Consider the following 26,076-nt stretch of genomic DNA (forward strand, 5'->3'; position numbering starts at 1 on the left):
ATGACAGGCACCGGACTCGCCAACCCCGGATCGCGGAATTCACCCCGGGCCCTCCTTCATCGGATACACCAATCAGGACACATCACCCGAGTAGGTAACGGAACCACACATAGGCCACTGGTGCCACCATGAGGATCGAGTCGAGACGGTCCATGACCCCGCCGTGGCCGGGGATGATATTGCTCATGTCCTTGATGCCGAGGTCCCGTTTCAGCAACGAGACGGACAGGTCCCCCAACGTAGCGGCCAGGGCCACGCACACGCCGAACGCCACGCCCAGCGGGAACGAGACGCCGAAGAACGCCCAGAGGGTGATCGAGCCGCCGAGGGCGGCGAGGACGATGGAGCCGCCCAGGCCCTCCCAGGACTTCTTGGGGCTGATGCGCGGGGTCATCTGGTGGCGCCCGAACAGGACGCCGGCGATGTAGCCGCCGGTGTCGGAGCAGACGACGGCGAACAGGTAGATGAGGACCTGCGCGGCGGCGCCGTCGATGAGGCGGGCCGAGTCGTTCTCGGAGGTGGCCAGGAGCATGACGAACCCGGCCAGGAACGGGACCTGGATGAGCACGAGTGCGGCGGCGGGGATGTCGGTCCGGTAGCCGGTGGCGCCTTCGGAGAGCCGCCACACGAACAGGGCGGCGACGCCGACGGCGGTGCCGAGCAGGAGGCCCGTGGCCCCGCCGAACCAGGCGAGGACCACGATGAGCACGCCGGCGGCGGCCAGGGGGATCACCGGGACGTTCTTGCCGCCCTTGCGCATCGCGGTGCCGGTCTCCCAGCAGGCGACGGCGATGGCGACGACGGCCAGTCCGAGGAAGGCGACGGGCTGGATCAGGAGGGAGGCCAGGACCACCGCGGCCATGCCGAGTCCGGCGCCGATGGCGACGGGGAGGTTCCGGCCGGCCTTGGGTTTGCGGTCCTGGGGGTCGGTCTCGGCGGCGCCGGGCCCTCGCTCGTCCTGGGACGGCCGGGGGCGACGGCCGGGCGAACCGTCGGGAATAGCGCTCATCAGATCTCGAGCAGCTCGGACTCTTTGGAGGCCACGAGCTCGTCGACGTGTCCGGTGAAGCGACCGGTGAGATCGTCGAGCTCCTTCTCGCCGGAGCGGCCCTCGTCCTCGGAGACCTCGCCGTCCTTGACGGCCTTGCCCATCTCGTCCTTGGCCTTGCGGCGGACGTTGCGGATGGCGATCTTGGCGTCCTCGCCCTTGGTGCGGGCCACCTTGATCATCTCGCGGCGGCGCTCCTCGGTCATGGGGGGCAGGTTCAGGCGCAGCTGGGTGCCCTCGTTGGAGGGGTTGACGCCGAGGTTGGAGTTGCGAATCGCGTCCTCGATGTCCTTCATCTGGGAGGCGTCGAAGGGTTTGACGATCACCATGCGCGGTTCGGGGATGGCGATGGAGGCGACCTGCGGGATCGGGGTGGGGGCGCCGTAGTAGTCGACGGTGATCCGGTTGAACATGGCGGAGGAGGCGCGGCCGGTGCGAATGACCGCGAATTCCTCCTTGGCGTGCTCGATGGCCCGCTCCATCTTCTCCTCGGCTTCGAGGAGGGTGTCGTCGATCACGGTGTTCTCACAATCTCTCGCGGCTTGACAGCACTTCTGACCGTACCGTCCCGCTGTCGGTCCTCGGTGGCGTGGATGTCCTCAGCGCGGCCGAATCCGTGCCCGGCCCCAGTGCGCGCCTCAGTCGTCGGCGGCGTGGATGAGGGTGCCGAGCTGCTCGCCGACGATGGCGCGCCGCAGGTTCCCGTCGTCGTCGGCGCCGAAGACGAGCATCGGCAGGCCGTTGTCCTTGCAGAGGCTGAACGCGGCCTGGTCGACGACCATGAGCTCGCGCTTGAGGGCCTCGTCGAAGGTGATGTCGTCGAGGCGCTGCGCGGCGGGGTCGGTCTTGGGGTCGGCGGTGTAGACCGCGTCGACGCCGTTCTTGCTGACGAGGACGACCTGCGCGCCGATCTCCAGGGCCCGCTGGGCCGCGACGGTGTCGGTGGAGAAGTACGGCATGCCGGCGCCGGCGCCGAAGATGACGACGCGGCCCTTCTCGAGGTGCCGGATCGCGCGCAGCGGCAGGTAGGCCTCGGCGACCTGGGCCATGGCGATGGCGGTCTGGACGCGGGTGTCGACGCCTTCCTTCTCCAGGAAGTCCTGGAGGGCGAGGCAGTTCATGACGGTGCCGAGCATGCCCATGTAGTCGGCGCGGGCGCGGTCCATGCCGCGGCGCTGGAGTTCGGCCCCGCGGAAGAAGTTGCCGCCGCCGACGACCACGGCGACCTGGACGCCCGCGGCCACGCCGGCGGCGATCTGGCGGGCGACGCCCTGGACGACGTCGGGGTCGACGCCGACCTTGCCGCCGCCGAAGGCCTCGCCGGACAGCTTCAGCACGACTCGGCGATACGTGTCTTCACTCATGGCACTCCCCTGCTCTGCGTGCGGCCCTGCGGCCGCGCTGCGGATGACCGTACTGCTCTGGACCGATCGCGCTGACTGATGCGGTGCTTCGCCCGGGCATGGAACGGGGCGGCGGCCTGCGCCGCCGCCCCTTCCCGTGCTTACGGCTGGAGCCAGTGTAGTCCGCTCGCGCGGACCGCTCGCTACTCCTGGCCGACTTCGAAGCGGATGAAGCCGGTGACCTCGGTGCCGGCCTCGGCCAGCACCTGCTTCACGGACTTCTTGTTGTCGAGGACCGAGGTCTGCGAGAGCAGGACGAAGTCGCGGAAGTAGGCGTTGACCTTGCCTTCGACGATCTTGTCCCAGGCGCGCTCGGGCTTGCCCTCTTCCTTGGCCGTCTCCAGTGCGACGCGCTTCTCGCCCTCGATGATCTCCGAGGGGACCTCGGCGCTGTCGAGGTACTTCGGACGCATCGCGGCGGCCTGCATGCCGGCCTGGCGGGCGGCTTCGGCGTCACCGGTGTAGGAGACGATGATGCCGACGGCCGGCGGGAGGTCGGCGGCCTTGCGGTGCATGTAGACCGCGACGTCGCCGTCGAGCGAGCCGACGCGGCCGACGACGAGCTTCTCGCCGAGCTTGACGGACTCGTCCTGGACGACCTCGGCGACGGTCTTGCCGCCCAGGTCGGCCTTGGCGAACGCCTCGCTGTCGGCGGGGCGGACCTCGTCGGCGAGCTCGACCAGGGTCTGGGCGAGTTCGATGAACGCGCCGTTCTTGGCGACGAAGTCGGTCTCGCACAGCAGCTCGAGCAGGGTGTTGCCGGACTGGGCGACCAGGCCCTGGGCCGTGGTGCGCTCGGCGCGCTTGCCGACGTCCTTGGCTCCCTTGATGCGCAGGGCCTCGAGGGCGGCGTCGTAGTCGCCGTCCGCGGCTTCGAGGGCCTTCTTGACGTCCATCATCCCGGAGCCGGTGGCTTCCCGGAGCTTCTTGACGTCAGCCATCGTGAAGTTGGCCATTGCTCCCCTTCTTACTTCTCGTCGGTGGTCTGCTCGCCGGCCTCGGCCTCGGCGGCCGGGGTCTCGACGGCAGGAGTCTCGGCCTCGGCCTCGGCGGCCGGGGCTTCGGCGGCCGGGGTCTCGGCGGGCTTCTCGTCCTCGACGAGGAGTTCCTTCTCCCACTCGGCGAGCGGCTCGCCGTCGGCCTTCTCGCCCTGGCCGCCGGAGCGGGCCAGGAGGCCCTCGGCGACACCGTCGGCGATGATCTTGGTCAGCAGCGCGACGGAGCGGATCGCGTCGTCGTTGCCGGGGATCGGGAAGTCGACCTCGTCGGGGTCGCAGTTGGTGTCGAGGATCGCGACGATCGGGATCCCGAGCTTGCGGGCCTCGTCGACGGCGATGTGCTCTTTCTTGGTGTCCACGATCCAGATCGCGGCCGGGGTCTTCTCCATGTCGCGGAGGCCGCCGAGCGTGCGCTCGAGCTTGTCCTTCTCGCGCATCAGCTGGAGCATTTCCTTCTTGGTGCGGTTGGCCGCGCCGTTGGTCTCGATGATCTCGAGTTCCTTGAGGCGCATGAGGCGCTTCTGGATCGTCTGGAAGTTGGTGAGCATGCCGCCCAGCCAGCGGTGGTTCACGAACGGCATCCCGACGCGCAGGGCCTGCTCGGAAACGGCCTCCTGGGCCTGCTTCTTGGTGCCCACGAACAGGACCTCGCCGCCGTCGGCGACGACGTTCTTGACGAACGAGTGGGCCTTGACCGCGTAGTCGACGGACTGGCGCAGGTCGATGATGTAGATGCCGTTGCGGTCGGTGAGGATGAACCGCTTCATCTTCGGGTTCCAGCGGCGGGTCTGGTGGCCGAAGTGCACGCCGCTCTCGAGCAGCGCCCTCATGGTGACAACCGACACGGTTGTAGTCCTTTCGTTCCCTGGTTCGTTCGCGGGAGGCGTCCGAAGTCCGGACGTCCCGCGCCTGGCGCCCGCCTCCGGCGATCTGCAACCGGGAAGTCCCGGACCTGGGAGATCGCTAGGGCCGGACCGGATCCACCGCAGTGCGCCCGTGAAGGGCGAACGATGGAGGTCGGGCCGCGGCGAGCGCGCGAAGTCGGTTCGGCGCGCGAGAGCGCCGATCCGCTCCCATCAGTGTACTTGGGGCGATGGAACCGCCGAGAACGCGGTGGAGTGCAGTGACAGAGGCAATCCGAGGCCGGGGCCTCCGCCGCCCGGCGAGGAACGCAGACCGCTCGATACCGCTCGAAGCGTTCAGGCAGGCAGGAAGGCCGCAGACGGAGTTATCCACAGGCTCAGAACTTTTTCTTGTCGATACCGGGCGGCCGCGCGAGTATTGAGTCATGCGACAACTACACAACGCGATGATCGTCAGTCTCATAACCGCGTCGCTCCTGGCGGCCCTGACGATCGCAGTCCCCGCCATCGCCGCGCCCGCACCGGCGCACCGCACCCCGACCGCCGAATCCGGCGCACCGGCCCTTCCCGCGAACCGCGGCCCCTGGCGGCCGCCGGTCGCCGGCCTCGACCTCCTCACCGGCTTCGATCCGCCGCCGCTGCCGTGGCTGCCGGGGCACCGCGGGGTCGACCTCGCCGCCGCCGGCGCACAGGCCGTCCTGGCCGCCGGGGCGGGAACCGTGGTCTTCGCCGGCGACCTCGCCGGGCGCGGCGTCGTGAGCATCGCCCACCCCGGCGGCCTGCGCACCACCTACGAACCGGTGGAACCGCTCGTGGCAACCGGCGAGGCGGTGAGCGCGGGCCAGACCATCGGCACCCTCCAACCGGGCCACGTCTCCTGTCCGAACGCGGCCTGTCTCCATCTGGGCCTCAAACGGGGGCCGCTCTACCTCGACCCGCTGCTGCTCTTCGGCGCGGGAAAGGTCCGGCTCCTCCCCCGGCCGGGCCACACGGCACCGGCGGCCGAACATCAGCGGACGGCGAAGTCCCAGACCAGCGCAGCCGCAATGCCGCGGGCTCCTGAGATCTCGGCCGCCCGGCTCGCTCAACGCATCGGAACCACGCCATGAACACCGCATCGGCCGGCCGGTGCACACCGGCGAGCCCCCGGCCCGGTCCCGCGGCGAACGCATCGGCCGTCACCGCCGTGGACGGCCGGTCACTCCCAACGCTCACCGGGACCGCACCGCGGCCGGGCACCGACCAGACGAACCTGCGCGACCTCAGCCCTCACGCGCTCGGCCGGCTCGGCGAACGGCTCGCGGCCGCGCATCTGCAGCGCCACCACATGCAGATCCTCGCCCGCAACTGGCGGCACCGCCTGGGCGAACTGGACCTCATCGCCCGGACCGCGGACACGGTCGTCTTCTGCGAGGTGAAGACCCGCCGCTCCAGCAGCCACGGCGGACCGCTCGGCGCCGTCGACGGCGAGAAGGTCCACCGGGTCGAGAAGCTCGCCCGCGCATGGCTCCGGGAGCACTGCCGGCCGGACCAGCCCTGGCGCGTCGACCGGCTCGCCCTCACGGTCACCGGCGCCCGCCGCGTCGCACTCGAACACCACCAGGGGGACCGCCGTGGGTTACGCGCGCACCAACACCGTCTGCATGATCGGCGCGACCGCCGTCGCGGTCACCGTGGAGGCCTCGGTCTTCAAGTCCTCCTCGAAGGGCGCCGACACGGTCCGCATGTCCGGACTGCCCGACAACGTGGTCAACCAGGCGCAGACCCGGGTGCGGTCCGCGATGGCCAACTCGGCGCTCCGCTTCCCCGACCGGTCCGTGAGCGTCAACTTCGGGCCCGCGTCGGTGCCGACCACCGGCTCGGCCGCCGATCTCGCACTGGCGCTCACCATCATGTGCGCCGCCGACACACTGCCGGTCGAGAAGCTGGACGACACGGTGCTCCTGGCGGAGCTCGGCCTCGACGGCAGCCTCAGGGCGGTACCCGGAACACTGCCGGCGCTCATGGAGGCCCGCAGGATCGGGATGCGCAAGGCGATCGTCTCCCCCGAGAACGCCGCGGAGGCGGCACTGGTGGCCGACCTCGCGGTCGTGGCCCCGCGCGACCTCGCGACCCTGGTCGCCTGGATCTTCGGGCAGGCCGAACTCGAACCCGTGACACGCTCTGCCACCGCACCGCCGGCGCCGCTGGCGGACCTCGCCGACGTGCGGGGCCAGCCGACCGCGCGCCGGGCACTGGAGATCACGGCCGCCGGGGGCCACCACATGCTGATGGTGGGCCCCCCGGGCGCGGGCAAGACGATGCTGGCCGAGCGGCTGCCGTCGATCCTGCCGCCGCTGGCCGACGCCGAAGCGGTCGAGGTGACCTCCCTGCACTCGCTGCGGGGCAGGTTCACCGGCGGCGCGGCCGAACTGCTCCACTACGCGCCGTTCGAAGCGCCGCACCACTCGATGACCATGCAGGCCTTGGTGGGCGGCGGCCACGGCCACATCGGGCCCGGCTCGCTCGCCCTGGCGCACCGCGGCGTCCTGTTCATCGACGAGGCACCCGAGTGGAGCAGGCCGGTGCTCGACGCCCTGCGCCAGCCGCTGGAGTGCGGCGAGGTGCGCATCAGGCGGGCCAACACCTCGGTCAGCTACCCCGCCAAGGTGATCCTCGTGCTCGCGGCGAACCCGTGCCCGTGCGCGCCGAACAAGCCGCAGGACTGCGTCTGCAAGCCGACGGCGAGACGCGGCTACCTGCAGCGGATCTCCCGACCGCTGCTGGACCGGATCGACCTGCGGGTGAACCTGCCCGCGGTGCCGCCCTCGGCGATCCTCGCCGAGGTGTCGGAGGCGGAGCCGTCCGAGTCGGTGGCGAAGCGCGTCGCGCGGGCCAGGGAGGCGGCGGCGACGCGCTGGGCCGAGGCCGGCGAGCGCTGGCAGCTCAACAGTGAAGTACCCGGCCCGGCGCTGCGCTCGGACCGGTGGCGGCTTCCCGTCCCGGTGCGGCGGACCGTGGATGAACTTCTGATGAAGGAACGCATCACCGCACGCGGGTACGACCGGGTGCTGAAGCTCGCCTGGACGATCGCCGACCTCCGCGAGCACGACCGGCCGACCGCCGAAGACATCACGGCCGCAAGCGAACTGCGCCTGGGATACACGCTGAGCTGACCGATGGTCCACTTGAGATCCAGACCGACGTCACGACTGTCCGCCGTCACCGGCGCCGAGGAGGAACCATGACCAATCTGCCGAACGATCCCCGCCTCGCTCTGATGCTGCTGTCCTCGATGGTCGAGCCCGGGGACGCCGACCTGGACGACCTGGTCGAGGAGACCGGGCCGATCGAGGCCGTGAAGCGCCTCTGGGAGGGCGACGTCGCCGAACGCCTGCGGCGCCTGACTTCCGCGATGGTCGCCTGCACGTTCGACCCGGCCGACAGGGCGGCCCAGATCGCGGCGGCCACGGAGGCGTGCGGCGCCAGGGTGCTGGTCCCCGGCGACCCGGACTGGCCTGAGCAGCTCCGCGACCTGCTCCTGGTCTGCGACGCGGACGAACCGCACGTGCGGCCGCCGCGGTGCCTGTGGGTGCGGGGCAGGCACGACCTGGCCGCGTTGTGCAGCAGGTCGGTGGCGATCGTGGGGTCGCGGGCGGCCACGGAGTACGGGCAGCATCTGGCCGACGATCTGGCGGCCGACCTGACGGAGGCGGGCTGGACCGTGGTCTCGGGCGGCGCCTTCGGGATCGACCGGGCGGCGCATCTGGGGGCGATGGCCAGGGGCGGCGCGACGGTGTCGGTGCTCGCCTCGGGTGTGGAGCTGCCGTACCCGAAGGCGAACGGCCCGATGTTCGATCTGATCGTGGAGCGGGGGCTCCTGGTGAGCGAGTGGCCGCCGGGTTCCTCGGCGATGAAGCACCGCTTCTTGACGCGGAACCGGGTCATCGCGGCGCTGTCGGCCGGAACGGTGGTCATCGAGGCCGCCAACAGGTCGGGGGCGCGCAACACGGCGCGGCATGCGGCGGAGCTGGGGCGGGTGCTGATGTTCACGCCGGGACCGGTGACGTCGTCGCTGTCGGCGGGGGCGCATCAGCTCGCGAGGGAGCCGTGGGAGGCGCGGCTGGTCACCAGGGCCGAAGAGGTGATCGAGGACTTGACGGGCATCGGGGGCCCGCTGGCGACCCCGCCGCCACCGCAGCGGCGGCCCTTCGACCGGCTGACGGAGATCGAGTCCCGCCTGGTCGAGGCGCTGCCGAGGGGTTACGTGGTCGAGGCCGCCCGCTTGGCGGCGGCGGCCGGGGTGCCGACGGAGACCGCCGCGGAGACGCTCGAACACCTGCGAAGGTCCGGCTGGGTCGATCGGATAGACGACCGCTGGCGCCTCGCGAGAGGAGGCGCGGCCTGACCGGACCCGAATCCCGTCAACGCCGGCGAGCCCGATCAGCGAAAGGAGCAACGACCTGAACCAACCGAGGGCCCCTCCCGCGAGGAGAGGCATCGACCGATCCGATCCGACCCGGCAACGCCGACCAGTGAAAGGAGCACCCGTCTGAACCGACCAAGAGCACCGCCCGCGGGCGATAACCGGAGCGAAGGCCGAGTCATGACCGGCCAGACCCGAGCATCCCGCGTCGGCGCGACCGACAAATGACCGAACGCGGTGCACCGCGAACAAGATTCGAGGGGTGGGTGGGGTGGGGGCGGGGGGGGAGGGCCCCCGGGGGGGGGGAAGCGCAAAGAGGGCGGCGGACTCAGCTCGCGGCGGGATTCTCGGCGGTCGGGTAGTTGATGGTGACCGTGTGCGGGTTCTCGAGCTCGCCCAAGGGGGCCCAGCATTCGTAGACGCCGCGCTCGACGCAGGTCGCGTCCGTCGACATGATCGCCTCGATGTCGGGCTGGCTCAGCCGCAGCCGCACCCAGTCCTCGTTGCGGCCGAGCGCGAGCACTTCCACGTCGCGCCAGCGCGCGCGCGTGTAGAACCGCTGCGGATGCGTGACCGGGCTGCGGCTCACGGCCCCGCGCGTATAGGCGTTGAATCCGTGGCCGGGGTCGGCGGTCACCGGGACCCGTTGGCCCTCATGGTCGCCCACGAGTCCGGCGTGGACCGAGGGGTCGACGCGGAACAGGGCCCGGCCGGTCTCCAGGCCGGGGATGCGGTTGACCAGGTCGCGGTGGCGGGCGCCGGCCATCCGGTTCCACACGTTCGTCTGCGGCTGGTACTGGAACAGCGCGATCTCGGCGCCGTCGGCGGTGTAGGCGAGGATTTCGGCGCGCGCGGTCAGCGGCAGGTCGGCGAGGCCCGCGGTGGTGAATTCGGGGATGAGGTGGGTGCCGCTGGGCAGGAACCCGGTCCCCAGGATCATCGATCCGCGCCGTTCGCGCCCGGGGATGCCGACGAGTCCGGGGTAGTGGCTCGCCTCGGTGCTGGTGTAGTCGCACGCGGCGATGGCCTTCCAGCGCAAGGTGAACGACGTGTCGCGCACGTCGTCGGGGTCTCCGGAGAGGACGATGCGGTCCTCGGGGGCCCGCAGGTGGGCGACGTCGAACTCGCGGAAGCAGACGCCGCTGACCAGGGGTGCCGCGGTGAGCTGCTTGGCGACCTGGTGTCGGCTGAGCGGCTTGACCATGCGGGTGCCGGTGTTCACGAACGCGGTGGTGCGCACGGCCGAGACGAGGGCGCGCTCGGCGGGGCCGATGCGCGGGTTCTGGCTGTAGCGGTGGACGGTGGCGGCGTCGGCCCCGGGCATGACCGGGACCGACACGGGCGCGACTCCCGCAAGCAGGAGTTCGCCGCCGCTGCTCTCCACTTCGGACGCGTGGACGTAGCGGTGGAAGGTCTTCCCGCTGGGTTGGAAGCCGGGTTCGCGGGTGTCGGCGTACAGCTCGAATGCGGCGCCTCCGGCGATCGCACGCGCCCGATATCGCCTGTCGTGCCAGACGATCTCGGTGGTGCCGGTCGACGCGGCTGGTGGGGCCTGCATGACGCAGAGTTTACGGAGACGGGTGAACGAGGGAGTGAACCCGAGGTGAACAACCGCGAATGCGACCCCGCGGAGCTGGGCTCATACCGTTTCGGTGACCTTCTTGAGACCCCTTGGGGCGTCGGGGTTCTCGCCGCGTTCGATGGCGAGATGGAGCGCGAGCTGCTGGAGCGGGAGGATGTCCAGGAGTGCGGCGATGCGCTCGTCGACGGCCGGTGTGGCGAGTCGGGCGCTCTGGCCGGGCACGTCGGCGGCGCCGACGATGACGACGTCGGCGCGCTGCTTGCCGAGTTGTGACAGGACGTTCCACATGGCGTGGCCGCCGGGTCCCGAGCCGACGACGGCGAGGACGGGGACGCCGGGGTCGGTCATGGCGAGCGGGCCGTGGAGGAGGTCGGCGCCGGAGAAGGCGAGCGAGGGCAGGTAGGAGGTCTCCATGAGTTTGAGGGCGGTCTCGCGGGCGGTGGGGTAGGCGTAGCCGCGGCCGGTGGTGACGAAGCGGGAGGCGAAGCGGTAGCGCCCGGCGAGTTCCTCCGCGCCGGCGTTGTCCAGGACGCCTTGGGCGAGTTCGGGGAGCTTGTCGAGTGCGGCGGCTTCGGCGGTCTCGAGTCGGCCGGTGCCGGTGCGGACGCCCTCGATGAGGAGCAGGAGGGTGAGCAGTTCGGCGGTGTAGGTCTTGGTGGCGGCGACGGCCCGCTCGTGTCCGGCGCGGACGTCGAGGTGGAGTTCGGCTTCGGCGGCGAGTCGCGACGCGGGGTTGTTGGTCACGGCGAGGGTGAGGGCGCCGGAGGCGCGGGCGGCGGCGACGACCTGGGCGAGGTCGGGTGAGCCGCCGGACTGTGAGACGGCGATGACGAGGCTGTCGGACCAGTCGGGGCGGGCGTCGTAGACGGTGACGACCGAGGGGCTGGCGAGGCTCGCGGGCAGGCCGAGGCGGATCTCGGTGAGGTAGGCGCCGTAGAGGGCGGCGTGGTCGGAGGTGCCGCGGGCGGTGAACACGATCGACCGGGGGCGCCGTTCGGCGATGATCTTCGCGATCCGGGCGATCTCGGTGGCGCCGTTGTCGAGCACGTCGGTGAACACGCCGGGCTGCTCGGCGATGTCGGCCGCCATGCCGGCGCCCGCGGGGGGCTGCTCGCGGGACGCGTGGCGGTCCCGTTCGGCGGTGTCGGTCTCGACGGCTCCGGCTTCGTCGGTGGCGCCGACCTGGGGCTGGTTCACGGGGCACTCCTTGTGGAACGGATACTGCTAAATATTAAATAAACCTTCATAATGAAGCGTAGTCGACCGCGTCCACGCCCGTCCACCATCCCACGCCGCGGGCGCGCGGCGCCCGTCATCGCGGCCGCCCGTCACTCCCAACACTCCCCTGAGTGCAACCACACGTCAACGCCCTCGGGACGGTCCCGCAGATGCCGGTAAGGTTGGTCTCTGCATTGTCCACCGAGCAGAGGAGGAGCCATGGCGAAAGCATCACGCAAGCGCAAGGCCCGTAAGAAGAAGTCCGCTAACCACGGGAAGCGGCCGAACAGCTAGCGCTTGGCGGGGCAGGCGGCCCGTGGCCGCTACTGCCCCGCGACCGCACTAGTCGAGCACGGACAAGAACGAGACTTGCCCACATGACCGAATCGCAGCGCGACGCGCGCGAGCAGAGCCAGCCGAGCACCCGCGAGCGGATCCAGCAGACCGCGATCGCGCTCTTCAGCGAGCACGGCTACGAGCACACCTCTCTCAGGGAGATCGCCGAGCACCTCGGCGTCACCAAGGCCGCCTTGTACTACCACTTCAAGACCAAGGAAGACATAGCGGCGAGCTTCTTCGAGTCCTACGCGGTGGACCTCGACCGCATCAGCGATTGGGGTGAGACGCAGCCGCGCGACCTCGCGACCCGCACCGAGCTGCTGCGCCGGTACGCGGAGGTCATCCGCGCGCACGTGCCGGTCCTCAAGTTCATGCAGTACAACCAGGCCGCACTGACGCGGCTGGACCGCATGTCGGTGTTCCGGATGCGCCAGCGCCGTCTCCACGCGCTGCTGGTCGAGGCCGACGCTCCGCTCATCCACCGCCTGCGGGCGTGGGACGCGCTGACGACGCTCTACAGCAACTGGATCACGTTCCCGCGGGGCGAGGACTCCGAGCAGGAGATCCGCGACGCCTCGCTCCAGATCTCGATCGGGATGGTCGAGGCCAACGACGCCGACAGACCGGCGGGCTGAAGGCGATCGGGCGCGGTCAGCGGTCGCGTTCGGCGACTTCGCTGAAGATCTCGCTGACCTGCTCGATCGCACTGAGCTTCTGGCGCAGGCGGGCCTTGACCTCGTCGGGCGCCTTCTCGTTGCTGCAGCAGCGGTGCACGATGGTGCGCACCTCCTGCTCGATGCCGTATTCGGACAGGCAGGGCGAGCATTCGTCGAGGTGGTCGCGGATCACGCCGCGGCGGACGTCGGAGCATTCGGCGTCGAGGTAGAGGTAGACCTCTTCGAGGACCTCGCGACAGTCGAGTTTGGGCTTCTCCGGCGGCTCTGCGCTGGTCACTGCTGTACCTCCCGTGCGGGCGACAGTCCACGGTCGGCGGCGTAGGAGCTGAGCAGCTGGCGCAGCTGCCGCCGGCCCCGGTGCAGGCGGGACATGACGGTGCCGATCGGCGTGCCCATGATGTCGGCGATCTCCTTGTAGGAGAAGCCTTCGACGTCGGCGAGGTAGACCGTCAGGCGGAAGTCCTCGCCGAGGCGCTGGAGGGCGTCCTTGACGTCCGAGTCCGGCAGGTGGTCGAGCGCTTCGGTCTCGGCCGAGCGCAGACCGGAGGCCGAGTGGGACTCGGCGTCGGCGAGCTGCCAGTCGGTGATCTCGTCGGTGGGCGAGGTCAGGGGCTGGCGCTTCTTCTTGCGGTAGGTGTTGATGTACGTGTTGGTGAGGATCCGGTACAGCCACGCCTTGAGGTTGGTGCCCTCGCGGAACTGGTGGAACTTGGAGTAGGCCTTGAGGTAGGTCTCCTGCACCAGGTCTTCGGCGTCGGCGGGGTTGCGCGTCATGCGCAGCGCAGCGCCGTAGAGCTGGTCGAGCAGGGGCATGGCGTCGCGTTCGAACCGACCGCGCCGCTCCTGGGTGCTCTCGTTGCCTGCCTCGGTCACCGTGTCCCTCTCGTCGGCTCCTTCCGAGCCTACGGCAGGGGTGCGGGCGAGGTCGCCGGAAATGCGGGCGGCCGTGACGCCGCCGACCATGTCGGGGGTGGTGTCGCCGCCGAGGGACGGTGACCATTCGGGGCCGCTCAGGAGCGCGGCGAGGCGCTCGTCTTCACGTCCGCGGACGGTGGTGGTCATGCGATCGCTCCTTGCTGTACAGGTGCTCGGCTCTGCGGGTCCCCGTCGCCGTGGCGGGGCGTCAATCCGATGAGCCGGTTCGGAGACTCGCACCGATCAACATCGTCTGTGACGGGTTCATTCCGCGCTCGGCGGAGCGGCGGCAGTCGCTTTCGACACAGCCGGGAGCATTGGGCACGTGATATCGGGTGAAGTATGCGAATTCCGTAGATTCACCCTAAATTATTACTTTGTGGAGGGAACCGATAACTTTCGGTGCAGGCGGTCGTTATCGTGGGTGGACCCGGAAGGGTCTCGATCGCGTCGGGCAACCGGCGCGTGAACTCCCAGTGCCTGCCCCGGGCCGGCGGACATGACACCGCCGCCGGTCCGGGGAGGCTTCGGCCCTCCCCGTCTGCAACGTCGCCGAACCGCGAATCCATGGCACGCGCCGCCCCGCAGGGGTCCGGACACCGAAAAGCCGCGATTCGCCGGGGCGGGCGGTCGCGGCCGTCGGTTCGGCGGGGGCGGTTACGCGCCCACCGCGAGGGGGTTGACTTCTTTCCAGACCTCGATCATGGCCCGGCGCTCGCGGGGCGCGGTGGCACCCCAGACGCCGTGGCGGTCGCGGGCCTCCAGCGCCCGGACCAGGCAGGGCGTGCGCACCGGGCAGGACGCGCACATGGCGAGCGCCTCCTCGATGGGCTCGCGGGGCTCGGGGTACATGACGTCGGGCTCGACTTCGGCGCAGTTGCCGCGACGGAGCCAGTCGTCGCCGCTCATCCGATAGTGGCCTCGGATGATCTCGTTGCGGTATTCGGCGGCATCGAGCAGCCGGGGGTCTCTCCGGGCTCGAGCCACCTCCTCGGGGCGGATTCGCCGCATTGCTGCCTCCCTTTTTCCCTCCGCCGCAGGCTCCTCCCTCACGGAATGACCCGTTTTGGGAAGCGATTCCCTTCAGCCTGCGACGGCTTGTACACGAAAGACCGACGACTCGGGGTACAGATACCGTTGGGCTATAGTGATTGACTTCACATTCCTGGGAGTGTGGAGGGCCCTTCCTCGCCTCCGACCGGCTCGATCAATTCGGGTCCCTCGTTGCCGGCGCGTCCCACGGCGCGGCCGACCTTGCGGATCTCCAGTTCGTCGGGCAGCGAGGGGACGGGACCGGCGAGCAGCTCGCCCTCGTCGGCGTCCTCCTCCCCCAGCCAGGCCGAGAACCGTTCGGGCGGAAGCACATACGGCATCCGGTCGTGGATGGTCTCCATCGCCTCGCCCATGGCCGGGCAGGTGAGGATCGTGAAGGTGAGCAGGTTCAGGTCGCCCTGCCGCGCGGCCTGCGGGTCCCGCTCCTCGTCGATGCGCCACACGTCCCACAGCCCCGCGAAGACGACGCCGCCCGGACGGGTGAAGAAATAGGGCTGCTTGCCGCCGCCGGGGAGCTTGCGCCACTCGTACCAGCCGTCGGCCGGGACCAGCGCCCGGCGGGAGGCGAAGGGCCGCTTGTAGGCGCGCGAGGAGGAGACGGTCTCGATGCGGGCGTTGAACATGCGGTTGCCGATGGCGGGGTCGGAGGCCCACGGCGGGACCAGTCCCCAGCGGGCCAGCTCGACTACGCGCTCGCCGCGCGACTTCGACCGGCGCACGAGCGGGGCCTGCATGGTGGGCGCGATGTTGTATTTGGGGACCCAGGCGCCGGCGATGAGGTCGTCCGCGTCGAAGAGGGCGGCCATGCTGGGGCTCGACTTGCTGTTGGCATACCTTCCGCACATGCCCTCACCGTAACCGCCGCCACCGACAATCCGGCTCATCAATTCCGGGCGCGGGACCTCAGTGGAGGAGACTCCCGCGCGAACGGCCTCCTCGGCGGCCCCCGGATGCGCCACCCCGTCGCGCCGAGGACCCGGCGCCGAGCCGGACACCCCCTAGAATGGCGGCGTGAACGCAACCGCCGCCCCCAAGAAGCGCCGCTGGGCGACCCCGTACGCCGAGGCCGAGCTCGACGCGGTCGTGCGCGTGCCCGGCTCGAAGTCGATGACGGCCCGGGCGCTCATCCTCGCCGCGCTCGCCTCCGGCCCCTCGACGGTCCGGCGCCCCCTCATCGCGCGCGACACGCTCCTCATGGTCGAAGGGCTGCGCGCCATCGGCGTCGCCGTCGACACCGGCGACGACGACCTGTGGACCGTGGCACCCGGACCGTTCAAGGGCCCCGCCGAGGTCGACTGCGGCCTCGCCGGGACCGTCATGCGCTTCCTGCCGCCCGTCGCGGCCCTCGCCGACGGCCCCGTGGCCTTCGACGGCGACCCCCACGCCCGCGAGCGGCCCAACGACGGCGTCATCCTGGCCCTGCGCGACCTCGGCGCCGAGATCGCACTGGGCGCCGGCGACCGCCTGGCCCTCCCGTTCACCGTCAACGCGACCGGCGCCGTCAAGGGCGGCGCCCTCACCGTCGACGCGTCCAAGACCTCGCAGCTGGTCAGCGCCCTGCTCATGGCCGCGCCCCGCTTCGAGCAGGGCCTGGACCTGCGCCACGTGGGCGACCGGCCCGTCCCCAGCCGCCCCTACCTCGACATGGTCGTGCAGATGCTCCGCCAGGCCGGGGCCGACGTCGACGACTCCGAGCCGGACCGCTGGCGGGTCGCCCCCGGCGAACTCCAGGGCCGCGAATGGGTCATCGAACCCGACCTCCAGAACGCCGCCCCGTTCCTCTTCGCCGCCGTCGCCACCGGCGGCCGCGTCACCGTCGAGGGCTGGCCCACCGAGACCACGCAGGCCGGCGACCGGGTCCGCGACGTCATCTCGCGCCTGGGCTCCCGCGTCGAATGGAGCCGCGGCGGCCTCACCGTCGTCGGCTCCCCGAGCCTCATCCCGACCGAGCTCGACCTCGCCGACGCCGCCGAGCTCACCCCCTCCCTCGCGGCGCTCTTCGGCGTCAACCAGGGGTCCTTCGCGATCCGCGGCGTCGCCCACATCAGAGGCCACGAGACCGACCGGATCTCGGCCCTGGTCACCGAACTGCGCAAGATCGGCGCCGACGTCGACGAGTTCGACGACGGCCTGCGCGTCAACCGCGGCGGGCACACCGCCGGCACCTGGGCCACCTACGCCGACCACCGCATGGCCCACGCCGGAGCCGTCGCCGGACTCGTCATCCCCGGTCTCGTGCTCGACGACGTCGCCTGCGTCTCCAAGACCTGGCCCGACTTCGCCGAGGCCTGGGAGGACGCCGTCCACGGCAGGACGCGATCGGAAGGGACCGAGGCCTAGTGCCGGGACCGGGCTGGAACGACGACGCCGACCTCGACGATCTCGACGACGAGGAGTGGGACGAGGACGACGTGCGCGTCCGCGCCAACCGCCGGTCCCGGCCGCGGACCAAGATCCGCCCCAAGCACGAGCACGCGGTCGAGGGCTTCGTCACCGCCGTCGACCGCGGCCGCTACACGTGCCTGGTCGAGGGCGTCGTCGTCACGGCCATGAAGGCCCGCGAGATGGGCAAGGCGTCCATCGTGGTCGGCGACCGGGCCATGCTCGTCGGCGACCTCACCGGCGGCCCCGGGACGCTCGCGCGCATCGTGCGCCTGGTCGAGCGGCACGGCGAACTGCGCCGCTCGGCCGACGACGAGACCTCCAACGAGCGCGTCGTCGTCGCCAACGTCGACCAGCTCGTGGTCGTCGCCAGCCTCGTCGACCCGCCGCTGCGCTACGGCTTCGTGGACCGGTGCCTCGTCGCCGCCTACGACGCGGCCGTCCACCCGGTGCTGTGCCTGACCAAGCACGACCTCGCGCCCGAACTGGTCGCCGAGGTCCGCGCCTACTACTCCCAGCTCGACCTGACGATCGTGACCACCGAGCCCGACGCGCCCCTCGACGAGCTCACGGCCCTGCTGCGCGACAAGGAGAACGTGTTCTTCGGCCACTCCGGCGTCGGCAAGTCCACCCTCGTCAACCGGCTCGTGCCCGGCGCCGGCCGCGCCGTCTCCGAGGTCCGCTCCATCGGCAAGGGCTCCCACACCTCCACCAGCACCGTCTCCTTCGCGCTGCCCGGCGGCGGCTGGGTCATCGACACGCCCGGCGTGCGCTCCTTCGGGCTCGCGCACGTCACCGCCGACTCGATCCTCAAGGCGTTCCCCGAACTCGAAGCGGTCGCGCAGGACTGCCCGCGCGGCTGCACGCACACGCCCGAGATCGGCGACTGCGCCCTCGACGCCGCCATCGGACCCGAGGACCCGCGCGCGGGACGCCTCGCCTCCTTCCGCCGCGTCCTCTCCTCCATCAACGAGGCCGACACCAAGAACTAGGGCGCGCCCCCAGCATCGGGAGGGCCGAAGTCCGAGTCGTTCACCTGGTGGCCGCCTCGCCGGGCACGGGCCCGGGGCGGCGCCTCAGTAGGATGAGCCCATGCCCACCTCCAGCTACAACGACGATCTCGGCCTCGCGCACCTGCTCGCGGACAGCGCCGCCCAGGTCGGCAACAGCCGGTTCCGGTCCTCCGACCTGCAGGTCTCCTCGAAGCCGGACATGACCGAGGTCACCGACGCCGACACCACCATCGAGGAGGTGCTGCGCTCGACCCTGAGCCGCGCCCGCCCCCGCGACGGGGTCTTCGGCGAGGAGTACGGCGACAACCCCGGCGCCTCGGGCCGCAAGTGGGTCGTCGACCCGATCGACGCCACCCGCAACTACGTTCGCGGCGTACCGATCTGGGCCACGCTCATCGCCCTGTTCGACCGGGGCGAGCCCGTCGTCGGCGTCGTCAGCGCCCCCGCGCTCGGACGCCGCTGGTGGGCGATGAAGGGCGCGGGCGCCTTCGCCGGGCGCGACCAGCGCGCCGGGAAGCGCATCCACGTCTCCAAGGTCGCGAAGCTCTCCGACGCCTCGGTGAGCATCTCCTCGATCACCGGCTGGACCAAGCTCGACCGGCAGGGCGCGATGCTCGGGTTGCTCCACGAGGCGTGGCGCGAACGCGGCTTCGGCGACTTCTACTCGTACTGCCTCCTCGCCGAGGGGGCCGTGGACATCGCGGCCGAACCCGAAGTGGCCCTGTGGGACCTCGCTCCCCTGGCGCTCATCGTGGAGGAGGCCGGCGGGACGTTCACCGACCTGCGCGGGCGCCCGGGCCCCGACGGCGGGTCCGCGCTGGCGACGAACGGCGTCCTGCACGAGCAGGCCCTGGAGCGGTTGAAGATCCGGGAGCTGTAGACGCAGCGAAGGGGGCGCGGCCTGCTGGCCGCGCCCCCTTCTCGTCCGCTACCGGAGTCCGGCGAGGAACTTCAGGTGTTCGCCCTTGACGTGGATGCCGCCGCCCTCGTGCTTGTTCCACGGCCACACGGTGATCCGCTTGTCGCCCTGCCAGAGGTTGTAGGCCGCGAACACCGTCGACGGCGGGCAGACGTCGTCCATCAGGCCCACCGAGTAGAGCGCCGGAGCCGTGCCCCGCGCCGCGAAGTGGATGCCGTCGAAGTAGTTCAGGGTCCCGAAGACCACGTCCTCGCGCAGGCGCTGGCCCGAGAGGAACTCGACGATCTCCTGGTAGGGGAAGGCGTCGGTGATGGTGACGGCGCGGCGGAAGTGGGTCAGGAACGGCACGTCGATGATCGCGCCGGCGAGGTCCCCGCGCAGGCCGCCGACGGCCTGGGTGATGCCGCCGCCCTGGCTGCCGCCCGCGACCACGATGCGGTCGGGGTCGATCCCCTCGATGCCCTTCACCGCGTCGACAGCGCGGTAGGCGTCGGTGAAGACGCGCCGGTAGTAGTAGTGCTCGGGCGACTCGAGGCCCTGGGTCATCCAGCCCTTGTTGGTGGGTCCGGTGGTCCCGTACGGGTCGCCGGTGTCGCCCGGCTGCCAGTTGCCGTAGCCCTGGCCGCGGGTGTCCATGACGAAGTGCGCCCAGCCGGCGGCGGGGACGAGGGTGTGCGCCCACGGGAGGGACCGGCCGCCGGAGTAGCCGATGTACTCGACCACGCACGGGAGCGGGCCCTCGACGCCCTTGGGCTTGACGAGCCAGGCCTTGATGGGGTGGCCGCCGAACCCGGCGAAGACCACGTCGTGCACCTCGACCTGGACCAGGCCGGTGTCGACCGGTGCGAGCCGGACGTCGAGGTCGTGGCCTGCGGCCTCGGTGAGCGTGGACTTCCAGAACTCGTCGAAGTCGGCCGGTGCGGACACGTCGGGCCGGTACTCGCGGAGCTGTTCCAGGGGGAGGTCGAAAAGAGCCATGAAGAGTTTGTAGCACGACCCAACAAATAAGTCCACCTACCGGAAGGCGTTTACCAGACCTCGGGAACGAGCCTACCGGAAGACGCTCGCGAACGCCAGATGACTACGCAGCGTTGAAATGTGGCTTTAGAGCGTTATGTGGCAGACACGGGGGCGACGGTCCCGTCGAGATTCGCCGGAAACCGCCACCGCAATCGCTTGCCTTCTCCGTCGAACCGGGGTAGCGTATCGATACATTTCAATGCATTCCCGGCTTAAGCCGGGAATGCGACCAATCCGACAAACGAGAGGAACGCAATCGTGAGCACCAACCCGGCAGTGCCGCGCGTCAAGCGGCGCGTGCTCCTCGCTTCCAGTGCGGGCGCTGCGGCGGCCGCGAGCGGACTCGGCGTCTGGGCGGCCCAGAACGCCGGCGCCGAGAGCAATACGGCTGAAAGCGGCGCTACGGCAACCGATGTCGGCGCGCTGCAGAGCGTCGTCGGCTGGGCGAGCCAGAACGGGGGCGTCTCCGGCGGCTCCGAAGAGGTCGCCGTCTCCAGCGCCGACGAGTTCCTGGCCGCGATCGGCGAGGGCGGCCTCATCGTGCGCCTGAGCGGATCGATCAGCATCTCCGGCATGAACGACGTCGCGTCCGACACGACGATCGTCGGCGCCTCCGGCGCCCGGATCACCGGTGGCGGCCTGGACGTCTCGGGGCAGTCGAACGTCATCGTCACGAACCTGACCTTCGACGACTGGGACGACGACGCGATCAACGTCCAGGAGTCCTCGACGAACATCTGGGTCCACCACAACACCTTCGGGGTGGGCTACGACGGCTGCGTGGACGTCAAGCGCGGCTCGGACTTCGTGACGGTGGCCTGGAACCGCTTCGACGGCCACGACAAGAACATGCTCCTGGGGCACTCGGACGACAACGGGGGCCAGGACGAGGGCCACCTGCGGGTGACGTACCACCACAACTTCTTCAACGGCACGGGCCAGCGGAACCCGCGCGTGCGCTTCGGCGAGCAGGTCCACGTGTTCAACAACTACTACAAGGACATCGGCTCCTACGGCATCGCGACCACCCAGGACGCGGGCGTGATCGTGGAGGCGAACTACTTCGAGAACGTCGAGGAGCCCACGCACATCGGCGAGGGCGATTCGAGCGACGGCCGCCTGGTCGCGTTCGACAACGTGCTCGACGACTCCGGTGAGATCCTCACCAACGGTTCGGTGAACACCGATCTGCCGTACAACTACTCGGCGGACCCGGCCGACCAGATCCCCGGGATCGTGGAGGGCGGCGCGGGGGCGGGCTAGTCCCGCCAGTATCAGCGCTTGCCAACCGCACGACGGGGCCGACGAATCATCGCCGGCCCCGTCTCTTTCTATTTTGGACCGAGGCCTTGCAACCGGTGTCCAAGGAGGTTTACCGTCGACATAGAGCTTCATCTATATGTTGGGGCTCCTCCTCCATCGAAAGGACCTCGTCAATGTCGACGATCAGCATCCACGCCAGGCGGGCCCTCGGGCTCCTCGTGGTCGTGGCACTGGCCACCCTGTCGCTCAGCGTCTTCAACCCGGCACCGGCGCTGGCGCAGAGCGGCGTCACCGGATACGCCTCCATGAACGGCGGCACCACCGGCGGCGCCGGCGGCCCCAGCACCACCGTCTCCTCCGCGTCGGCGTTCACCTCCGCGGTCGCCGGGTCCAACGCCAAGATCGTCCGCGTCAGCGGCACCATCGCCCTGTCCGGCATGGTCAACGTCGGATCGAACACCTCGATCATCGGCAACTCGGGCGCCACCCTCACCGGCGGCGGGCTCAACTTCGACTCCGACCGCAACGTCATCGTCCAGAACCTCCGGTTCAACAACTGGAACGACGACGCCATCAACGTGCAGGACGAGTCGACGAACCTGTGGTTCGACAACAACACCTTCGGCACCGGCTACGACGGCGCGCTCGACATCAAGCGCGGCTCGGACTACATCACGGTCTCCTGGAACCGGTTCAACGGCACCGACAAGACGATGCTGCTGGGCCACTCGGACTCCAACGGCGGCCAGGACATCGGCCACCTGCGGGTCAGCTACCACCACAACTGGTTCAACGGCACCAACCAGCGCACCCCCCGCGTCCGGTTCGGCTCGACGGTCCACGTCTACAGCAACTACTACGTGAACATCGGCGCCTACTGCGTCGCCACCACCGAGAACGCCGGCGTCCTCTTCGAAGGGAACTACCTGGAGAACGCCAACGACGCCGTCCACATCGGCGAGGGCTCCTCCGACCCCGGCCGGATCCTCTCCCGCAACAACCACCTGGTGGGCACCTCGACACCGCAGTCGAGCGGCTCGGTCTCCGGCGTCCCGTACGGCTACTCGCTCGACACGCCGTCGAACGTGAAGTCCATCGTGACCGCCAGCGCGGGCGCCTCCTGATCACCACCGGCCCCGCAGGTCTCGACCTGTAGGGCTCGGGCCTCCGGGAACGGTCCCCGGAGGCCCGTCTCGCGTGCGACCCGGCGCCTCAGGCCCAGGGCAGGGCGAGTTCGCTGAAGAGCCTGCCGCCCTTGGCCGCCGCTTCGACGGCCTTGTCGGCGCCCTTGAGGATCGTGACCGTGTCGTCCTCGACGCGTTCGAGGTGCGCGGCGTCGACCAGGCGCGGGACGGGCGAGTTCAGGACCGTCTCCAGGACGCCGGTGAAGGTCTTCGCGCGCCGCAGCCCCGAGATGAGGCCCACGCCCCGCTGGCGGTGCGCGAGGAGGTTGTCGAGGAGGTCGGTGCGCCCGTAGGGCTTCGGCTCGGACTCGCCGGGAAGTCGCAGCCGGTCGGTCGGGTATTCGAACCAGGCCTCGCCCTCGGTGCCGCGCACGTAGACGTCGCCTTCGACCTTCTCGTGCCCGCACAGGGTCACGGCCACGGTGATCTGCACGCCGTTGAGGTTGACGCCGCGCCACACCGCGGTGTCGTCCACCTCGATGTTCTCGCGGGTGCGCAGGCGCTCCAGGTCGATCGGGCCGGCCAGCGGCCAGTCCCCCGCGAGGGCGATGGCCTCCTGGGAGGCGTGCGCGAACGGGTTGGCGAGGGCGCCGTCGGCGACCAGGACGCCGTTGACCTCCCGCTTTCCGGCCCATGGGGACCGGCGGTAGTACGAGTCGGGTCGGCGCCAGGAGCCGGCGACGCCGACGGCCTGGACTTCGCCGAGCCTTCCGGCCTCGACGGCGTCGCGCAGGGCGTTGAAGCCGTGGGAGCCGAGGGCCTGGAAGCCGACCTGGACGTTGCGGCCGGTCTCGGTCATGACCTCGTAGAGCCGCTTGTACTCCTCGAGGTTCGCGACGGGGGGCTTCTCGAGGTAGACGTCGCTGCCGTGGCGCATGGCGGCGCTGGCGATCGGCAGGTGGGTCGGGGGCGGGGTCGCGATGACGACCACGTGCGGGTCGGTTTCGTCGAGCAGCTTCTGGTAGTCGTCGAAGACGGGGATGTCGCCGAGGGGGATGTGCTCGTCCTCGTGGATCTCGGCGGTGTCGCAGATGCCGACGAAGGCGATCTCGCCGCGGCGGCGGCGCGGTTCGAGGTTCTGCCGGTGGTGCAGGCCGTAGCCGTTGGCGCCCACGAGGGCGATGCGCGGCGTGCTCTTCTCGGTCACAGGTGCTCCAGGGTGGTGGCGACGCCGTGCCGGTCGAGTTCGCGCAGCCATTTGGCGGCGGCCCGGCGCAGCTGGTGGTCGTCGGCGACGGTGGCGGGGACGATCCGGTCGAGTCCGAGGATCGCGTCGATGCGCGCGGCCGGGTTGGTCCCGGCGGCGGACAGGCTCTGGCGGATGACGTCCTTGAGCGGGTCGTCAAGGGGCAGTTCGGCTCCCGAGTCGCTGCGGCCAGCGCAGAAGCGGGTCCAGGCGGCGAGCGGGAGCGCGATGAGGTCGCGGTCGACGCCGGCTTCGCCGAGGTCGGCGATGGTGGCGAAGAGGCGCTGCGGGAGCTTCTGGGAGCCGTCCATGGCGATCTGGACGCACCGGTGCCTGATGCCGGGGTTGGCGAACCGTTCGAGGACGCTCTCGCCGTAGGCGACCGTGTCCTGGCCGTCGGGCGGGGTGAGGCTCGGCGCGATCTGCTCGCCGATGAGCCAGCGTGCGAAGTCCTCGGTCCCGGGGAGGGCGAGGGTCTCGCTGATCGTCTCGACGTCGGCGAGGGCGCCGAGGTAGGCGAGGGTGGAGTGGACGCCGTTGAGGGTGCGCAGCTTCAGGCGCTCCCAGCCGGCGACGTCGTCGGTGAAGGTGGCGTCCCAGTCGGGCCGGGGTCCGGCGAAGTCGTCTTCGATGACCCACTGGGTGAACGGTTCGGCTTCGACGGCGGCGAGGTCGGTGACGCCGAGTTCGTGGAGGGCCCGCTCGTAGGTCGCCGGTGTGGATGCCGGGACGATCCGGTCGACCATGCTGGAGGGGAAGGTGACGTGCTGCTCGGCCCAGGTTCGCGTCGTCGGGTCGAGGAGCGGTTCGACGGCGGCGCGGGTGGTCCTGCCGTTGTCGGGGAGGTTGTCGCAGCACAGGATCGTGAGCGGCGCGCCGTGGGCGCGGGCCCGGCGGGCGAGGCCTTCGGCGAGGAGTCCGGGGACGCCCGCGGGGTCGCGGTAGGCCTTCTCGGTGACGGTGAGGGTGACGACGTGGGTCGTCTCGCTCGCGACGAGGTCGAGGGCGCGTTCGCGTTCGGTCGCGATGTGGAGGGTGTCCACGATGGAGCCGATGACGCGCGTGCGGGCGCCGTCGGGGCCGAGGGTCGCGACGGTGAACAGCCCGTCCTGGTCGGCGAGGGCGTCGATGACGCCGCGCGAGTTCGGGGCGGCGACGGTGATGCCCCAGTCGGTGTCGTCGGTGTAGACGGCCTGGTGGGCGCGGTGGAACGCGCCGGCGCCGATGTGGAGGATGCCGGCGCTGCCGGGGCGGTCCCCGGGGACGCGCACGTCCCCGGGGAGCCGCTTGAGGTTCTCGTTGGCTAGGCGTTCCACGCGGGCCCGTTCGGGAAGGAGAACTCGGCGATGGACTCGTCCTTGAGGGTCACGGAGTATCCGGGCTGCGTGGGCAGCCGGTACCTGCCGTCGACCACGGTGACCGGGTCGGTGTAGTGCTCGTGCAGGTGGTCGACGTACTCGATCATGCGGCCCTCCAGCGTCTTGCCGATGCGAAGGTACTCGAACATACCCAGGTGCTGTACGTATTCGCACAGTCCCACGCCGCCGGAGTGGGGGCAGACCTCGACGCCGCGCTTGGCGGCCATGAGGAGGGTCGCGAGGACTTCGGGGATGCCGCCGACGCGGCAGGCGTCGATCTGGCAGACGCGGATGGCCTCGGCCTGGAGGAGCTGCTTGAAGATGACGCGGTTGGCGGCGACCTCGCCGGTGGCGACGCGGATCGGGTTGACGGCCTTGGCGATCCTGGCGTGGCCGAGGATGTCGTCGGGGTGGGTGGGCTCCTCGATCCAGTACGGGTCGAAGGCCGCCAGGTGCTTCATGTTCTCGATGGCCTCGGGGACCGACCAGATCTGGTTGGCGTCCATCATGAGCAGGCGGTCGGGGCCGAGGACGTCGCGGATGATGCCGGCGCGGCGCACGTCGTCGGCGACGTCGGGCGAGCCCACCTTCATCTTGGCGGCGGTCCAGCCGTCGGCGACGGCCTGCTCGGTGAGGGCCCGGACCTTCTCGTCGGAGTAGCCGAGCCAGCCGACGGAGGTGGTGTAGGCGGGGAAGCCGTCGGCCTGGAGGACCTTGAGGCGGTCCTCGTAGCCGGTGCGGCCCTCGTCGAGGATCGCTTCGGCCTCGGCGGGGGTGAGTTCGTCCTCGATGTGCCGGTAGTCGATCTGGGCGGCGAGTTCGGCGGAGTCCATCTCGGCGAGGAGCCGCCACATGGGCTTGCCCTCGAGTTTGGCGCGCAGGTCCCAGACGGCGTTGACGATCGCGCCGACGGCCATGTGGGTGGCGCCCTTCTCGGGGCCGAGCCAGCGGATCTGGGGCTCCTGGACGATCGAGCGGGAGAACTCGACCGGGTTCGCGAAGATCTCCTCGATGCTCTTGCCCTCCACCAGGTGCGCGAAGGCCTTGACGGCGGAGGCGACGATCTCGGTGCCGCGCCCTCCGGTGAAGGTGAAGCCGGTGCCGGTGGGGCCGCCGTCGGTGTGCAGCTCGACGTAGCAGGCCGAGTAGTCGGCGCGGTTGATCGAGTCCGAGCCGTCGCCGGCGGTCGCGGTCGGGAACCGCACGTCGTGGACTTCGAGGCGTTCGATCCGGGTCCCTGAAAAGGTCAT

General features: G+C 70.5%; 25 protein-coding genes and 1 pseudogene. 11 read left to right on the forward strand and 15 right to left on the reverse strand.

Annotated features, from left to right (window positions below; translation table 11 throughout):
- Positions 1-82 precede the first annotated feature (82 nt).
- The 5 genes from BLQ63_RS05370 to rpsB all read right to left on the reverse strand — a co-directional run bounded on the left by BLQ63_RS05370 (position 83) and on the right by rpsB (position 4,294).
- The gene (locus tag BLQ63_RS05370) at positions 83-1,009 is read right to left on the reverse strand and encodes a phosphatidate cytidylyltransferase (RefSeq protein ID WP_091029707.1); all 927 of its coding nucleotides are present in this window, start codon (positions 1,007-1,009) and stop codon (positions 83-85) included.
- Positions 1,009-1,566, reverse strand: a complete 558-nt coding sequence (gene frr, locus BLQ63_RS05375) for a ribosome recycling factor (RefSeq protein ID WP_091029710.1) — start codon at positions 1,564-1,566, stop codon at positions 1,009-1,011. The genes BLQ63_RS05370 and frr overlap by 1 nt, the downstream gene beginning before the upstream one ends.
- Positions 1,567-1,686: 120 nt before the next feature.
- Positions 1,687-2,412 carry a UMP kinase gene (gene pyrH / locus BLQ63_RS05380; protein ID WP_091029714.1) on the reverse strand — a complete coding sequence of 242 codons (726 nt, stop codon included), beginning with the start codon at positions 2,410-2,412 and terminating at the stop codon, positions 1,687-1,689.
- Positions 2,413-2,594: 182 nt separating this feature from the next.
- Entirely contained in the window at positions 2,595-3,407 is an 813-nt protein-coding gene (gene tsf, locus BLQ63_RS05385) for a translation elongation factor Ts (protein WP_091029716.1), read from the reverse strand.
- Between the two features lie 11 nt (positions 3,408-3,418).
- A complete protein-coding gene (gene rpsB / locus BLQ63_RS05390) occupies positions 3,419-4,294 on the reverse strand; it encodes a 30S ribosomal protein S2 (RefSeq protein WP_091029719.1) in 876 nt (291 codons plus the stop codon).
- Between the two features lie 443 nt (positions 4,295-4,737).
- Here rpsB and BLQ63_RS05395 point away from each other — a divergent pair, with 443 nt between their 5' ends.
- The 4 genes and pseudogenes from BLQ63_RS05395 (at position 4,738) to dprA (ending at position 8,699) form a co-directional block, all read left to right on the forward strand.
- Positions 4,738-5,421, forward strand: coding sequence for a M23 family metallopeptidase (locus tag BLQ63_RS05395; RefSeq protein ID WP_091029721.1), 684 nt, complete (start codon positions 4,738-4,740; stop codon positions 5,419-5,421).
- A 218-nt stretch (positions 5,422-5,639) separates the two neighbouring features.
- Positions 5,640-5,858, forward strand: a pseudogene (locus BLQ63_RS29760) (YraN family protein); the annotation flags it as partial.
- Positions 5,859-5,925: 67 nt separating this feature from the next.
- Positions 5,926-7,467, forward strand: coding sequence for a YifB family Mg chelatase-like AAA ATPase (locus BLQ63_RS05405; RefSeq protein ID WP_091029725.1), 1,542 nt, complete (start codon positions 5,926-5,928; stop codon positions 7,465-7,467).
- Positions 7,468-7,535: 68 nt separating this feature from the next.
- On the forward strand, positions 7,536-8,699 hold the full coding sequence (gene dprA / locus BLQ63_RS05410; protein ID WP_091029728.1) for a DNA-processing protein DprA: 1,164 nt from the start codon (positions 7,536-7,538) through the stop codon (positions 8,697-8,699).
- Positions 8,700-9,045: 346 nt separating this feature from the next.
- Here the strand turns inward: dprA and BLQ63_RS05415 are convergent, their stop codons facing one another.
- Both BLQ63_RS05415 and BLQ63_RS05420 read right to left on the reverse strand, forming a co-directional pair.
- Positions 9,046-10,275 (reverse strand): hypothetical protein, encoded by a 1,230-nt coding sequence (locus tag BLQ63_RS05415; protein ID WP_091029731.1) that lies wholly within the window; start codon positions 10,273-10,275, stop codon positions 9,046-9,048.
- An 81-nt stretch (positions 10,276-10,356) separates the two neighbouring features.
- Entirely contained in the window at positions 10,357-11,388 is a 1,032-nt protein-coding gene (locus BLQ63_RS05420) for an SIS domain-containing protein (RefSeq protein WP_091030216.1), read from the reverse strand.
- Positions 11,389-11,736: 348 nt separating this feature from the next.
- Between BLQ63_RS05420 and BLQ63_RS29935 the strand changes: the two genes are divergently transcribed.
- Positions 11,737-11,811, forward strand: a complete 75-nt coding sequence (locus tag BLQ63_RS29935; RefSeq protein ID WP_419774937.1) for a 50S ribosomal protein bL37 — start codon at positions 11,737-11,739, stop codon at positions 11,809-11,811.
- Positions 11,812-11,894: 83 nt separating this feature from the next.
- Positions 11,895-12,491 carry a TetR/AcrR family transcriptional regulator gene (locus BLQ63_RS29575; RefSeq protein ID WP_091029734.1) on the forward strand — a complete coding sequence of 199 codons (597 nt, stop codon included), beginning with the start codon at positions 11,895-11,897 and terminating at the stop codon, positions 12,489-12,491.
- A gap of 16 nt (positions 12,492-12,507) precedes the next feature.
- Here BLQ63_RS29575 and rsrA read toward each other — a convergent pair whose 3' ends face one another.
- The 4 genes from rsrA to BLQ63_RS05445 all read right to left on the reverse strand — a co-directional run bounded on the left by rsrA (position 12,508) and on the right by BLQ63_RS05445 (position 15,346).
- Positions 12,508-12,810 carry a mycothiol system anti-sigma-R factor gene (gene rsrA, locus BLQ63_RS05430; protein WP_091029737.1) on the reverse strand — a complete coding sequence of 101 codons (303 nt, stop codon included), beginning with the start codon at positions 12,808-12,810 and terminating at the stop codon, positions 12,508-12,510.
- Entirely contained in the window at positions 12,807-13,595 is a 789-nt protein-coding gene (locus tag BLQ63_RS05435) for a sigma-70 family RNA polymerase sigma factor (protein WP_245680855.1), read from the reverse strand. Before BLQ63_RS05435 ends, rsrA begins: the two co-directional genes overlap by 4 nt.
- Before the next feature lie 510 nt (positions 13,596-14,105).
- A complete protein-coding gene (locus BLQ63_RS05440) occupies positions 14,106-14,459 on the reverse strand; it encodes a WhiB family transcriptional regulator (protein ID WP_091029740.1) in 354 nt (117 codons plus the stop codon).
- A 146-nt stretch (positions 14,460-14,605) separates the two neighbouring features.
- Positions 14,606-15,346 carry an SOS response-associated peptidase gene (locus BLQ63_RS05445; RefSeq protein ID WP_091029743.1) on the reverse strand — a complete coding sequence of 247 codons (741 nt, stop codon included), beginning with the start codon at positions 15,344-15,346 and terminating at the stop codon, positions 14,606-14,608.
- Positions 15,347-15,512: 166 nt separating this feature from the next.
- Between BLQ63_RS05445 and aroA the strand changes: the two genes are divergently transcribed.
- From aroA to hisN, 3 genes are all read left to right on the forward strand, one after another.
- The gene (gene aroA, locus BLQ63_RS05450) at positions 15,513-16,841 is read left to right on the forward strand and encodes a 3-phosphoshikimate 1-carboxyvinyltransferase (protein ID WP_091029746.1); all 1,329 of its coding nucleotides are present in this window, start codon (positions 15,513-15,515) and stop codon (positions 16,839-16,841) included.
- Positions 16,841-17,875, forward strand: a complete 1,035-nt coding sequence (rsgA, locus tag BLQ63_RS05455; RefSeq protein ID WP_091029748.1) for a ribosome small subunit-dependent GTPase A — start codon at positions 16,841-16,843, stop codon at positions 17,873-17,875. The genes aroA and rsgA overlap by 1 nt, the downstream gene beginning before the upstream one ends.
- Positions 17,876-17,975: 100 nt before the next feature.
- Positions 17,976-18,776, forward strand: a complete 801-nt coding sequence (gene hisN / locus BLQ63_RS05460; protein ID WP_091029751.1) for a histidinol-phosphatase — start codon at positions 17,976-17,978, stop codon at positions 18,774-18,776.
- Between the two features lie 48 nt (positions 18,777-18,824).
- On the opposite strand, the gene BLQ63_RS05465 is transcribed toward hisN, so the two are convergent.
- Positions 18,825-19,793, reverse strand: a complete 969-nt coding sequence (locus BLQ63_RS05465) for an acetylxylan esterase (RefSeq protein WP_091029754.1) — start codon at positions 19,791-19,793, stop codon at positions 18,825-18,827.
- Positions 19,794-20,093: 300 nt separating this feature from the next.
- Between BLQ63_RS05465 and BLQ63_RS05470 the strand changes: the two genes are divergently transcribed.
- Both BLQ63_RS05470 and BLQ63_RS05475 read left to right on the forward strand, forming a co-directional pair.
- Positions 20,094-21,098, forward strand: coding sequence for a pectate lyase family protein (locus BLQ63_RS05470; RefSeq protein ID WP_091029761.1), 1,005 nt, complete (start codon positions 20,094-20,096; stop codon positions 21,096-21,098).
- 173 nt (positions 21,099-21,271) lie between these two features.
- The gene (locus BLQ63_RS05475) at positions 21,272-22,222 is read left to right on the forward strand and encodes a pectate lyase family protein (RefSeq protein ID WP_091029764.1); all 951 of its coding nucleotides are present in this window, start codon (positions 21,272-21,274) and stop codon (positions 22,220-22,222) included.
- An 88-nt stretch (positions 22,223-22,310) separates the two neighbouring features.
- Here the strand turns inward: BLQ63_RS05475 and BLQ63_RS05480 are convergent, their stop codons facing one another.
- Genes BLQ63_RS05480 through BLQ63_RS05490 form a run of 3 tightly spaced genes read right to left on the reverse strand, consistent with a single transcriptional unit; the run spans position 22,311 to position 26,076 of the window.
- Positions 22,311-23,429 carry a Gfo/Idh/MocA family protein gene (locus BLQ63_RS05480; RefSeq protein ID WP_177154800.1) on the reverse strand — a complete coding sequence of 373 codons (1,119 nt, stop codon included), beginning with the start codon at positions 23,427-23,429 and terminating at the stop codon, positions 22,311-22,313.
- Positions 23,426-24,784 carry a mannitol dehydrogenase family protein gene (locus tag BLQ63_RS05485; protein ID WP_091029770.1) on the reverse strand — a complete coding sequence of 453 codons (1,359 nt, stop codon included), beginning with the start codon at positions 24,782-24,784 and terminating at the stop codon, positions 23,426-23,428. Before BLQ63_RS05485 ends, BLQ63_RS05480 begins: the two co-directional genes overlap by 4 nt.
- Positions 24,772-26,076, reverse strand: a complete 1,305-nt coding sequence (locus tag BLQ63_RS05490) for an enolase C-terminal domain-like protein (RefSeq protein WP_091029773.1) — start codon at positions 26,074-26,076, stop codon at positions 24,772-24,774. Before BLQ63_RS05490 ends, BLQ63_RS05485 begins: the two co-directional genes overlap by 13 nt.

Origin of the sequence: Glycomyces harbinensis, from assembly GCF_900101745.1 — a bacterium.
Classification (GTDB): domain Bacteria; phylum Actinomycetota; class Actinomycetes; order Mycobacteriales; family Micromonosporaceae; genus Glycomyces; species Glycomyces harbinensis.